Consider the following 12,360-nt stretch of genomic DNA (forward strand, 5'->3'; position numbering starts at 1 on the left):
GGGGGTTTCGGTCGTGGTCGTCACGGGGTGCCCTTTCGTACCTCATTGATCATGGACACGGAGTCCGCCTGCGGAAGCGCGTACTTCTGCAGTTGATAGTAGGCCGACAGTGTGGGGTCCACGAAGCGGCTATCGCGCTCCAGATGGCCCCGGTGTGCGCTCTCCGCGTACGACATGACAGAGCGGCCCGGCAGCGTCAGGATCGTTACCGGTAGGTTGAACGGGCGGCGCTCACCCATGGAGAACGGAGCGATCTGAAGCATGGCGTTCGGCTGCTCCGCGAACTCCAACAGCTTGTCGTATTGAGCGCGCATGACCTCCGGGCCGCCCACATGCCTGCGAACACAACTCTCGTCCAGCACGGCGTGGATTAGTGGGCGAGGTGTTCGCTCGATGGCAGTTTGCCGGTCAGCAACTATCGCCACTCGTTCGCGTGCGTGCTCGGGTGTGATCGCACCACGCGCCACGCTGTGATCTTCGATGGTTGCTGCGTACTCAGCGGTCTGAAACAGCCCGGGAATTACCCCCACCTCGTACAGCCGAATTTCTACGGCCCTGCGCTCGTACCCGATGAAGCCCGGGAAGCCTTCCAGAAGTGCCCCGTACTTCATGCCTAACCACTCACGTTCGAACGACTCTTCGGTTCCAGCCAGGCCAAGTACAGCGTCAGCGCGGCGACAGAAAGGCAAAGTCGCAATCTTCAGCCCAGTTTCGACGTGGGATACCTGGGTTGGCGAATACTGCATCTGGGCGCCGAACTCTCGCTGTGTCCAGCCCCGTTGTTCCCGCTCGCGGCGAAGTCGGGCCCCCAGGGACGCTTGCGGACTTGCGTCCGGATCCAGTTCCTTCCGGTTGGCCATTTGTCCCCCAACTTTGTTTGCTGAAACCCCTAGTTGAACCGCTCCTCACTCTAGGTCAACCTGAATGCCCCCGGTAGTGATTCCGCTACGGAGAGGAGTCGTCATGTCTGGTGGAGACCTAGCGGATCAGGCGGATCAGGCGCCCCGGCTCGGCATTGGTGAACTGGTGTTTGACACCGCCGAGAAGGCGTTGGGGGTGATCATGGAGACGGACGAGGGGGATGGTCGCTATTCGCTCCGTCCGCCCAAAGGCGGAATTGAGTGGACCGCTGTGAGAGCGGACCTTCGACTGGCCAGTGTGATTGACCATCTCCGCCCCGCTCTCATTGAGTTGAACGCGCGTAGTAGCCGGGGCTCGGCGCGGGGATGACCCGCCCATTCCAGCTCTGAAAGCGTCCGCCTTCACATGAATGGACCTGTGCGGGTCGTGGTGTGGGGCGGTCAATCCGGTCCGTTCGACTGAGCCATGGACAGCGACAGTCGGACGGGCCGGACTCCATGGACCCCCTCGGCTGGTAGGTCGGTCCGTCCACCGAGGGAAGAGAGGGTGCTCCGCATCCTCTGGCTCCGGTCGTCATCGGTGCCCGGACGGCCGGGGCCGCCAACTCTCACGGCAGGAAGCATGACGAACAAACCCAACACAACCCTCGACAGACTTCGTACCGCGCTGGACACCCTGGCCAAATGGCCCGAGGTGAGTTGGGACGAGGTGTCCCGAGTCGCCGGCGAAGCCGTTCCGCTGGTGTGGACCGCGCTGAAGGATCACGGTGTCTGGTACCAACTGGAACCGGCTGACCGGGCGGCCCTGTACTGGGCACTCTCCACAGGTCAGAGCGTCCAGACACACCGACCCTCACCGGTCGCTGACTGGCGACCCGTGCTCGACGAGCTATCCCGAGAGTGCGCCTACTTCGCCGTTCACTGCGAGGGGAAACATGAACGCTGGGCGGCAGCTGAAGGACGGTACGAGGAGAAGGAAGGGGCAGCGCAGTTACTCGACTGGTACCAGGGATACACGCCCGCTTGGCGCCCCGAAGTGTTCCGGATACTCGAAACGGAACACCAAACGCTCCGACACCGTGAGGACGGTCCGCCGGTCCTGTCGCACGTGTTGAGCAGGGTGCATGACAGAGTCTGTGATCGAGACGCACCCCGGACCGCTGAAGGTCACTACGCCAGAACCGCACTGCGGCTCGCGTCGCTGCCCGAGGGATGGCAGATCGAGACCATGCGGCGGATAGCCGCAGGAACCCTGCCCGGTCACGCGGTGGACGGCGCCTTCGACGCCATCAGCGACCTCCCCCGCCACGGCGTGGAGCTGTCACCCATGCCCCCGCCCTGACCGGCCCATCAGACCCCGTCCCTGCCGAGCCTTCCCGCAGGCAACCGGCAGGGGCGGGCCCTCCCTGGGCATCCGCTCAACACACAAGCGACCTAGCGGCCCACCGCCGTATGAGCACCAAGAGAAACGCCCCGATGGACCGGGCCTAATCGGTCGCATCGAGGCTCGCCGAAGCAGCCAACAGGAGCTGAACGACGTATGCGTGACCTTATCGTGTGCGCCCTCGCATGGGTGCTGAGCCCCTTCAGGGCCAAACGGCCAGGACGACACTCCGCCGGGTATCTCGCCCGCCGCACAGCCCCGATCCTCATCGCGCAACACGCACCGGAGGAGACACCAAACTCCCGGGCATGGGCCCGACCGTGGGGCGGCCCGAGCGCGGACCTCGCCCGCTCGATCTTCCGAGCCGAAGAAGCAAACGCCCTCACGCCCCAATGCCGCGAACGCTACTTCGCCACGGCATGGGCCGAACACGGCTACGACTACCCCTACATTGCCGCGGGCGTCCACCAGGTGCGTACAGGGGCGGTCGTATGATCCGCGATGCACTCACGGGTGCGACACCCCAAGAAGTCGGTGCGACATGCTGCGTCTGCCAGCGCTGGACCCTCGCACCCCTGCCGGTGCGTGACGTTGAGCGAATGAGCGGTCCACCGGTGACCCTGCACGCCTGCCCCACCCACGCCGCAACCCTGACCCCCGCGCCGGTTCCCGGCGAGCTTGAGCCGGACACGTAGGCCCTCTCAGACAGAGACACCCTGCGCCTGCGGGGACCACCTCCTGACCTGGGGCGATTTAAGCGGTCGCGGTCGATCTCATTCGGTTGGACATCGCTGGGTCGCCCTCCTCATGGCCCCAGGTCATGGCCCCAGGTGGATCATCGCGGCCCGAGCGAGGACGGACTGCGGGTGGATGGGGTTGAGTCGGCTGAGTGCTTGGTGCAGGGAGCGGGCCGTGAGAGAAGCGTGGAGGGTACCGTCGGGGCGGGTGAGCAGGCGGTAGAAGTACGGGGCGATCTCTGCGGCAAGGTGGTCCGGGATCTGGCCGATTGTGGCGATCACATGGCTGTAGCCAGTGGCCTGGAAAGCGCTGGCAATGGACCAAGACGCCCCTTCGCCCGTATGGGAGGAGGACACATGCGTGTCGCAGGCGGACAGGTAGGCGAGGGCGCCCTTCACCGCGAGTTCGTCGGGCAGGTCCTGTGGAGTCAGGCGTTCTTGGTTGATGTGGAGGGCGGATTGGTCGCGCTCAAACGACGCATGGCCGGAGAAGTGGAAGTACGGATGGGCTGCGAGGGCTTCCACCACCTGCTTCTTGGTCACCTCGCTTCCCGCCAGCAGTGTTGATCCCGGGACGAGCTCTTGGATGTGCTGCCCCTCCCTCGCCGCGTGTGGCAGTGCTGTGTCTTCAGCCAGGATCAGCATCCGCGGTTGGGGTGCTGTGCTGTGGCTCTCCGCGCGGCGCGCGTCGATGAGGGCCTGGATGCCGGGAGTGTAGGAGTGGACGACGAAGTCCATGGCCGTGTGCGGACGGCTCGTCTCATACTCCCCGGCGGCATGGAGCGGAAGCGCGGTGAAGAGGCCGGTGGGGCACCACCAGAGGCGGGGCAGTTCCTCACTCGGCAAGGGTGGGTCGACTACGGCGTCGAACCGATCCTGGGTGGGGGTGACGGGACGGGTTCGCCTGGACCGCCCGGAGCGTGGGGCGAGCTTTAGTTCTTGGAGGACCTGTCGGACCGGGTTGTCCCACAGCCACTCCAGCACGTCCATCACCACTCGCGTGTCGTTCTGCCAGACGGGTCCTCTCGTGGCCCGGGTATAGCGCTCGGTCTGCTCGGTCAGACTGGTGACGTCAAGCCGTACCAGAGGGAGGACCGACAGCCCCCGTTGTGTCAGGAGCAGGGCGTCACAGCGGCGGGCGGCGGCGTTGAGGACGACGACGGGCCCTTCCCTCGCGACCTCGGACAGCTGTTGGGAGTCGAAGGGGTGGAAGAGGCCCTTGAACTCCGGGATCGTACGGAGCGACTCCAGTAGATCGTTCAGTCGCAGTGCGAACTCGGGGGACGGCGTGGCCCGGGTCGGCTCGTCGAGGTTGAGGTCGAGGTGGAGCAGTCTCCAGAGCCATCGCAGCTCCGTCGCCACGCTGGGTGCCGCCCGCTCCAGCAGGCGGGCCATGAAGTCGGGACCCCGGTTGCACAGTCGCAACAACACGCCCTGTTGCTCCAGACACACCAGTGCCCCGCTCGGTCTGGCGTCCTCGATCAAGTACGCGGCTGCCTCATGGCCGAGGCGCGCCCACAGGGCGATGGTCTCCTCGTGGTCCCCTTCGTGGAGCAGGACGGCCGTTGTCATGGCGTGGGTCGCGGCCTCGTAGCCACGCATGACTGCTTCTTGGTCCCTCAGCCGGATCGCCAGTGTGGTGCCGAGCAGACCGGCCCTCAGCCTCAGGAGCGGCGGCACGGCCGACTGTTGCGACAAATGTAGCATTTCCGGCATTGCGTCGCGGGGGGTTCGCTCCGAGTCGGGCGCCCGTTCGATCGCGGTGGCCGTGATAATCATGGCCTCCCATCGATACAGGTTGTCTTCGGGCTCCCGGAGTGGCCTGGCGAGGACCTGGCTCGCTCGGCCGAGGTCGTTGCGGGCACGGGAGAGGTCCCGCTCGTGGAGTGCGGTGGCGAGCGCGACCGAGTTGGCTGCGCGCACATGCGCAGGGAGGCGGGATGGCTGGCGCTCGGCCGCTTCGAAGGTGTCGATCGCCTCGCCGAGTCGTTCGAGGTCCCTCGTCGACCGGTAGTGGACGAGCAGTGTCTTTCCGAGTTGTGTGGTGGCCAGGGTCCACCGTGTGCGGTCTCCCTGGGGGTCCGCTGAGGCCACCGCCTCCCGGGCGGTGTCGACGGCACGACTCAGGGTGGCCGGATCGTCGGTGACGGCGAAGTCGTCGAGTTGGCACCGGTTCAGTGCGCTCATCGCGCGCCACAGCGAGGGCATCTGCCGTCGCTTCACCACGCTCTGGAGTTCCTTGATGGCACGGGTGAGGTCGCGGTGCTCCCGTAGCAGGTGGAAGCGCAGCCTGAGTGCGTTGGCGAGTTGGACGCGCAGCAGTGCTCGGCGGACCCGGGACGCGGGCGTGAGCGAGAGCGCCGAGCGGATGTCCGCCAGTGCCGCATCGAGGTCTGCCCGCCGTCCGGTGCGCCGCAGCCCGTGCAGGGTCACCGCGGCCCGGGTGGCCAGTGCTTCCGCCTGGACGTGTTCGGGCCAGCCGGGCACTGCGCAGAAGTCCGTTACGAGGGCATTGGCCCGGGAGAGCTCATCGGCCTCGCCCGTGGCGGTGAAGACCGCCAGATGGAGTTGCGCGAGGGCCAACTCCACCAGGGACGAGGAAGTGCCGATCTGTCGCATGGCAACGGACGTCAGGTTCCGCGCCTTGTTCAGCGCGACTTCCGTTTGGTCGGTTTCCAGGCTCACGGTGAGGGTGCGCAGGAGTTCGCAGAGCGCTTCCGAGCCGCCGTCGTGCTGCCCGATGGTGAGCTCGACGGCATGGGTGAGTGCCACTTCCGAACGGCCGAGGTCCCGGAAGTACCGGGAGTGTGCGAATCGTTCGCGCAGCGCCGCCCCGAGGACGACCGAGATGCGGTGGAAACGGGGGCTTTCCGTGGGAAGTTCGCTGGCCACCCGTACGGCCTCGTCCAGTGACTCCCGGTCGCCGAAGTGGAGGCCGTAGAGGTAGAACGTCTCGGCGATCCGTACCCGGAGCTCAATGGCGTCCAGGGGCGCACGTCCGGTCTGGAGGATCCGGCTGGCGAGCCGCACGATCTCCTGGAGTAGTTGGTCCCCGTCCGTCCGGTGGAAGCGCTCGACGAGGCGGCCGAGTTCTTCCGCCAGACGCCACGTGAGGCCGGGGCTGGCCGGGTCTGACCCCTCCAGCAGGTTGTCCAGTACCTCCCACACCGGGGCGTCGGCGTCCACTGCCTGGCCCGGCCGTTCGATGCGGTAGATCTCCCCGGCACCCGTACGGAGGTTGAGCACGCCCCGCCCCACGGGCACGCGAACCACCGCGCCGGCCTCGATCCGTACCGGGGGCAAGGAACGGTTGGTGAGGACCTCCACCATCCGCGGGTGGGTGTCGGGCACCAGGATCGCCACCGCGTCCGGTCCCTGGACATCACCGATGAGGAGGTTCCTGCCCTCCCTGCGCAGACCGAGTCGGACGCGGCCGACGGCCGGGGCGATCGTCGCCACGTCGGCGAGGGTCACGTCCGGTGCCGGACCGAGGGCGAGGCTCGGTACATGGGCGCGGGCCGCGTTGGCCAGGCTCCAGGCCGTGACGCTCTCCCGGGCCGTTTCCGGCAGGCGCTGCCAGGCGTCGGCGAACCAGCCGGCGATCCCGTTGCGTTGTTCCCGCACGAGGGCGTGCAGGGCCCGGCCGAGGTGTCGGTCGGCCTCCTCGGTGTCACCGGTCAGGCTCGCCCAGGTGATCTGCTCCTCCAGGAAGAGCGCGGGCGAGAGGCCGGCGTGGTGCTCGGCGAGGATGGTGGAGACGTCCTTCAACCTGGAGTCCGCCAGCAGCCGACGGGTCAGTCGTCCCCGTAGATAGGGCAGGCATTCGGGGAGCAGTGCGATGGCATCGTGGGTGCGGGCGTCCACCCAGTCGCAGAACCACAGATCGGCCTCGGCCCCGACGTCGAGGTGCGGATGGAGGCGGAGCCGTACGGCACGGATCAGCTCGGGTTCGATGCGGGTGGCGACGCTGAGCGTGGTCGCGAGCTCCAGTGCACCGGGCGGGGGCGCGGGCGGTAGGCCGGCGGGGAGATCGGTCACGGCATCCTCGCGCTGATCTGGCCGGTGGTGGTGGTCCGGTCCCAGCTCACGAGCGGGAGCAGTGCGGTCATCCAGAACGGCCAGCGCGTGGGCGGGTACGGGGTGAGGGCGACGGGTTGGCAGCCGGCGCGGGTGACGAGGGCGATGAACTCCTCCCACTCCTCCGGGGTGCTCCGCCCGTGGACGTAGGGGGGTCCACCCAGTCCGAGGTCGGTGAGCAGCAGGATGCGCTGCCCGCCCGTCGGCGGGGTGTAGTCGGTGCGCGTCCAGCGGGAGCCGGGGCCCGTTCCGCGTTGGGGAGCGTCGGAGAAGTAGCCGACGTCGACGAGTTCGTGTCCGACGACCAAGCGGATCTGGGCGACGAGATGGTTCTGGTCGCGTCGGAAGGGCTGCATACAGCTGCCGCGGTCGACCAGCACCTGGACGCCGTAACGCAGGGTGCGTACGGGGCGACGGGGGAGTCGGATGACGGGCCGGCCCCGGGCGAGCATCTCGATCAGCGCGTCGATGTCGATCGGCCCTTCGTCCACCGGTTGGGCCAGGGCGGCACGGATGATGGCGCTGGTCCAGTGGGGGACCAGGAGGGGCAGATGGGGGCGCACGGTGCGTTCGTTCGTGGGGGGCGCGAGGCGTTCGATGGGATCGGGGACGGGGCCCGTGGTCTCGGTGCGCAGAGGGCGCAACAGCGGTAGCTCAGCCAGGGCTGTGCTCGGGTCCGCCGGTTCCTCATCGGGCTCCTCGTCGGGGTCGGGGCCCGTCGGGTCGTGTTCGATGCGCTGCGGTGCCCGTTCGTCGTCCGACGGGGAGTGGACCTGGAGCGGAGGAGCGGGATAGGGCTCGTCGTCGACGAACGCGCCGGCGGCCGTGGTGAAGCCCAGCACCCGCAGCACTTCGATCTGTTCGTCCTCGCTACGCGCCACTTCCAGGGCGCGGACCACGTCCCCGATCCAGATCTGCGGGCGCACCGGTCAGCCCTGCTTCTGGGGTGACTTGGTGAGCGTGAGCGTGCGGATGAGTTCCCACTTCGGGCCGCCCGGCCGGACGTCGAGGGCGAGGCAGGCGCGCAGCGCGTCCAGGTACTCGGCGGTGCTGGGCAGCCGATCGCGTCGGGCGTCAGAGCCCTCCCGTGCGCTCATCAGCTCGACGGCGAGCGCCCCGGCCAGCTGTTCGGTCTCCGTGTCCCATTCCTGGCCGTCGTGGCGCAGATGCATCCGGGCGATCCGCAACAGGCTCTCGACGGTCGGCGCCGGCAGGGTGAAGGTGACGCAACGCCTGAGGAACGCCTGGGGCAGTTCCCGTTCGTCGTTCGTGGTGATCACGACCAGATGTGCGCCGACCGAGGGTTCCCGACAGACGGTGGTTTCGGTCTCGGCGACGGTGAACTCCTGTGAACCGAGCGGTACGAGGAGGCTGTTGGGCACATCAGGGTCGGCCTTGTCGATCTCATCGATGAGGACGACGGCGTTCTTGGCCTGGCGTTCGTGGGCGAAACGGTCCATGGGGTCATGGGCCGCCGCCGCTCTGAACAGCCCACCGCGGGTGCGGGCGGACTCGGGCGCCAGCGACCACCACAGCACACCGGGGCGTACGTACTCGGCGTCCTGAAGGTGGGGGCGGTGCGCCTGGGCGTCCGCGAGCCGCCGCACGCTGTCGAAGGTCCAGAGCAGATCGGTGGCCCGGGTCCGGGACGTCACCACGTGCTCGTAGTACCGCATTCCGTGGGTGCGGGCGTAGTGGGGAGCGAGGGACGACTTGCCCGACCCTGGCTCTCCACTGAGCAGCAGCGGTCGATGGGTGGCCAGGGCGACCTCGATGGCCAACCCGAGGTCGGGGGGCATGTCGTAGATCTGACCGTCCCGGGGATCGGGGCCGTGGGGGGTGGGCGGGGCGGTCACGAGAACTCCTCGGGTGTGCCGGGGGCCGGCTCCAGGGGGCAGGGGGCGGCAGCCATCTAGTACCTACCGACAAGACGGTCCGGCAACTCCCGGAGCCGTTGGTTGCGTTGGTTCGCGTCGATCTCGTCCTGGTGGTTGAGCAGGGGCTTCAACACGGTCGGCTTCTTGAATGCGGCCTGGACTCGGTCGTCGGGTAGTTCCGTGCCCGTGGTCACCACCACGACCAGCCAGGAGAACTGGCCGTGGAGCAGTCTGACCGATTCGGCGAAATCGGCCGTGGGTGCCTTGCGGGCATTGATGATCAGGTAGTGGACGCGTTGGTGCAGATCGGACGGGAGGATGCGGTCCTCTTCGTCCTCCGCGTCGAAGAACTCCTGCCACACGAACCCTTCCCACTCACGGAACTGTTCCCCGATCTGGTCCTCGCCTGTCGGCATCCGGCCGCCGACCGACTTCATCTGGTAGCCGCGGGTGGCACAACAGGTGGCACGACGTATGTAGAGCTCGGCGGTGTTCAACTTGCGGGCGTTGAGCAGTACGGTCATGTCCTGCGGCTGGGGCTCCGCCGCCGGTAGGTCATCTCCCTGCTGGGACTCCGCACCCGGGAGGACCCCTCGGGCGGCCTCCGCATCGACCCAGGTGGGTTCCAGGCAGGCGATCAGCTTTTTGAGCGAGTCCGTCGACAGGGAGGGCGCCACCTCGTCGACCGCGTGCTCCATTCGGTCCGGTGGGGCGACCAGGAACTGGTGCGCGAGGAAGAGACAGCCGCCGTTGAGTTGGGGGAGGTGCTTCTCCTTCAACTTGAGCGCGGTTGCCGCTCTGACGAGGCGGCCCGAGTGCCGGGCCTCACCGAGGTACTCCGACAGCGTGTCCAACCAGGCTGCCATCGGGTCGTTCCGGTCCAGCAGCGGGGGTAGCTCGGCGAACCTCTCAAGGACCTTGTTGGCGATGCTCAGCGCGTCGTGCTGCGCACCGCGCGGGGTGCGTGCGAACTGGAACGGACGCAACTCCTCCAGGCCGGCGGCCTTGACCGCGGACGTCGACAGATCGCCCAGGAGCACGGGCACCACGGCCAACGGTGAGCCGAGCGCCTTGCGCCACAAGAGGATGTTGACCTCGCGGCGCACCCAGTCGGACTCCAGCGCCTTCTCGTTGACGAGGAACACGGCGCAATGGCAGCGGGCGAGCCAGTCGACGATCTCGGGGCGCCACTCGTTGCCGGGCGGAATGCCGTGCTGGTCCACGAGGGGTGTGAACTTCCTGGCAGCGAGACCGTCCTTGACGGTCTCCAACACCGTCATCGCGAACTCGTCGCCGCCTGAGCTGTGGCTGATGAAGACATCCCTCACGTCTTCGATTGTGATCCATTGTCGGCTGATTCGCCGGGAGTCTCACAAACCGGCGTCGAACTCCGGTTTGACGACGATGATGCGCCACCGTCGCTGCTCTTCCGCGAGGGTCAACTCCACGCGTACGGCGAGGGCCTTGAACGAGACCGTTTCATCGGAGGGTGCCGGCCCGGACAGCAGGGTGCGCAGGGTGGTCTCGTGGCCCAGCAGCTCCTCGCGGGTCTCCCGGTAGGAGACGGCCAGCCGCTGGGCGGCGAACAGGTTCTGGATCGCCAACACGGCATTGCACATGGGCGGAAGACCGGCGGCGAGGAGGGCGACGATCGCCGCCGTCGTCGAGGGGGCGCGATCGTCGGGGGCGGTCAGAAGCAGGGTCGCGTAGATGAGGGCGACGGCGATGCCGGCGAGCACCATTGCCTTGGCCACCCGACCGAGGGACTTCTCCGTCCGCTCGCACTTCGCGAGGGCTAGCTCCATGAACAGCGCCTGACGCCGTATGCGGTGGTCCAGATAGGTCCGCATCCGATCGACGGTGTCGGCTGCCGGGCCCGCTTGTGGGGAGTTGCGGCGCCACACTTCATCCTGCCAGTGCTGCTCATCGCCGAGAGGAGTCCGCTCGACGAACCGGTTCAGTGCGTCGAGTTGGGGCCGATCGGCGTTGTCCAGGATGTTCAGCCGGGCGTCGCGCACCCGTTGCGCGTCCGCGTCAGACAAGTCCAGATAGGGGCCCACACCGCTGAGGAGCAGGAACATCTCACGGCGGAAGATCTCCGCCCGCATTCGATTGACCACCCAGGGCTTGTTGGGTTCCTGGCCCGTCCAGATGGTCCAGATCATGGCCACCAACAGCAGACATTCGGCCAGGATGAATCCGAACGCCAAAGGCTCGCCGTTGTTGATGAACAAGGTCTGCACGGTCAGGAACAGCACGGCGAGCGCGGGCAGCACCGCGAGGCGGATGCCCACGGCCCGGAAGTCACCCTGATGATCCACCGGATCGTTTCCCGGCCGCCGTCGCAGCACCCCGGGATAGTCGGTCGGCGGGCGTACGTTGGCGGCGGGCGTCCAGGCGTCCCGCTGCGCCCTGCTGGCTCTCCTACGCCGTCGATGTGCCCATTCCCGCCCGATGCGATAGCCACTGTCGATCAGGACGAGCAGCCAGAACGCCCCGGCGATGGGGGCGAGGACCGTGAACACCGGCAGACCGGTGAGCGCGGCGGCAACGACCAGACCCGCCAGAACGACCGTACTCGCGACAACGACCACAGCCCGTGCGGCAGCCAGCATGTTCCCCCCTACAGCGGCGCGTCACTCGACGCTATCGAAGATTCCCCAGCCGCTGCTCCGGAACCCTGGACCCCCTAACGAGGTGTTCCCGTTCGCCATCGGCCGCGTGTGCCGTCCGGTGAGCACCCGGGATTTCGGCCGGCCCGGGATTTTGGCCGGCGCCCGGGACTTTGGCCGGCGCCCGGGACTTTGGCCGGCGCCCGGGATTTCGGCCGTACGGGCGGAGCTCTCGCCCGTACGGCGGCTGTGTGCGGCCGTGCGGGTGCCGGCCGTATCGGAGGGTGGTGCAGTGGATCGGGTCGTATCCGGCACCAGGCCGCACGGCGACGGCCAACGCACATCGGAGGCAACCGTGGAGCCGTTCATCGCCCTCGTCGTGGGGCTCGTCGTGGCCCGGGTCATCGGCTGGGCCGGAGTGGACGCGCTCGACAACTGGCAGAACGCCCTCAAGGTCGGCGTGGCGCTGATGTTCCTGCTCGCGGCGTTCGCCCACTTCCACCCCAAGCTGCGTCCGCAGATCGTCGAGATGGTTCCGCCGGTGTTGCCGCGGCCGGAGCTCCTGGTGAACATCACCGGCGCACTGGAGATCGCCGGGGCGGTCGGCCTGCTGATCCCCGCCACCTCCACCTGGGCGGCGATCGGCCTGATCCTGCTGATGGCGGCGATGTACCCGGCCAATGTCTCCGCCGCCCGCCGAAAGGTGGCCCAGGGCGCTCCGATCGGACCCCGTACCGTCTTCCAGATCGTCTACATGGGAGCTGCGGCGCTCACCCTCATCTGAACCGCCCGTCGAGCGGGGTCGAGCGGGGT

The 12,360-nt window shown here is 67.7% G+C and carries 9 protein-coding genes; 3 read left to right on the forward strand and 6 right to left on the reverse strand.

The genetic code is table 11. The features are described 5' to 3' along the window. Positions 1-20 precede the first annotated feature (20 nt). Positions 21-860 carry a helix-turn-helix domain-containing protein gene (locus ACFXJL_RS07005; protein WP_384689933.1) on the reverse strand — a complete coding sequence of 280 codons (840 nt, stop codon included), beginning with the start codon at positions 858-860 and terminating at the stop codon, positions 21-23. Between the two features lie 622 nt (positions 861-1,482). Here ACFXJL_RS07005 and ACFXJL_RS07010 point away from each other — a divergent pair. Together ACFXJL_RS07010 and ACFXJL_RS07015 are read left to right on the forward strand one after the other, a co-directional pair. Beyond that, a complete protein-coding gene (locus ACFXJL_RS07010; protein WP_384689936.1) occupies positions 1,483-2,202 on the forward strand; it encodes a hypothetical protein in 720 nt (239 codons plus the stop codon). Positions 2,203-2,400: 198 nt separating this feature from the next. Beyond that, positions 2,401-2,739 carry a hypothetical protein gene (locus ACFXJL_RS07015; protein ID WP_384689939.1) on the forward strand — a complete coding sequence of 113 codons (339 nt, stop codon included), beginning with the start codon at positions 2,401-2,403 and terminating at the stop codon, positions 2,737-2,739. A gap of 323 nt (positions 2,740-3,062) precedes the next feature. Here ACFXJL_RS07015 and ACFXJL_RS07020 read toward each other — a convergent pair whose 3' ends face one another. The 5 genes from ACFXJL_RS07020 to ACFXJL_RS07040 are packed head-to-tail and all read right to left on the reverse strand — an operon-like array spanning position 3,063 to position 11,550. Beyond that, positions 3,063-7,019 carry a CHAT domain-containing protein gene (locus ACFXJL_RS07020; RefSeq protein WP_384689942.1) on the reverse strand — a complete coding sequence of 1,319 codons (3,957 nt, stop codon included), beginning with the start codon at positions 7,017-7,019 and terminating at the stop codon, positions 3,063-3,065. Next, positions 7,016-7,984: a hypothetical protein gene (locus ACFXJL_RS07025; protein ID WP_384689945.1), complete on the reverse strand. Its 969-nt coding sequence runs from the start codon at positions 7,982-7,984 to the stop codon at positions 7,016-7,018. The genes ACFXJL_RS07020 and ACFXJL_RS07025 overlap by 4 nt, the downstream gene beginning before the upstream one ends. A 3-nt stretch (positions 7,985-7,987) precedes the next feature. Then, on the reverse strand, positions 7,988-8,914 hold the full coding sequence (locus ACFXJL_RS07030; protein ID WP_384636665.1) for an AAA family ATPase: 927 nt from the start codon (positions 8,912-8,914) through the stop codon (positions 7,988-7,990). A 56-nt stretch (positions 8,915-8,970) separates the two neighbouring features. After that, positions 8,971-10,263: a toll/interleukin-1 receptor domain-containing protein gene (locus ACFXJL_RS07035; protein ID WP_384689948.1), complete on the reverse strand. Its 1,293-nt coding sequence runs from the start codon at positions 10,261-10,263 to the stop codon at positions 8,971-8,973. Positions 10,264-10,305: 42 nt separating this feature from the next. Beyond that, complete coding sequence (locus ACFXJL_RS07040) at positions 10,306-11,550, reverse strand: hypothetical protein (RefSeq protein ID WP_384689951.1); 1,245 nt, start codon at positions 11,548-11,550, stop codon at positions 10,306-10,308. 289 nt (positions 11,551-11,839) lie between these two features. On the opposite strand from ACFXJL_RS07040, the gene ACFXJL_RS07045 reads away from it, so the two are divergent. Then, on the forward strand, positions 11,840-12,331 hold the full coding sequence (locus ACFXJL_RS07045) for a DoxX family protein (protein ID WP_384636674.1): 492 nt from the start codon (positions 11,840-11,842) through the stop codon (positions 12,329-12,331). The last annotated feature ends 29 nt before the right edge of the window (positions 12,332-12,360 follow it).

Origin of the sequence: Streptomyces sp. NPDC059256 (assembly GCF_042753785.1) — a bacterium.
Lineage (GTDB): Bacteria > Actinomycetota > Actinomycetes > Streptomycetales > Streptomycetaceae > Streptomyces.

Coding starts and splice junctions, on each gene's coding strand:
- ACFXJL_RS07010 (WP_384689936.1), top strand. CDS start 1,483: ATGACGAACAAACCCAACACAACCCTCGACAGACTTCGTACCGCGCTG.
- ACFXJL_RS07040 (WP_384689951.1), bottom strand. CDS start 11,550: ATGCTGGCTGCCGCACGGGCTGTGGTCGTTGTCGCGAGTACGGTCGTT.
- ACFXJL_RS07005 (WP_384689933.1), bottom strand. CDS start 860: ATGGCCAACCGGAAGGAACTGGATCCGGACGCAAGTCCGCAAGCGTCC.
- ACFXJL_RS07015 (WP_384689939.1), top strand. CDS start 2,401: ATGCGTGACCTTATCGTGTGCGCCCTCGCATGGGTGCTGAGCCCCTTC.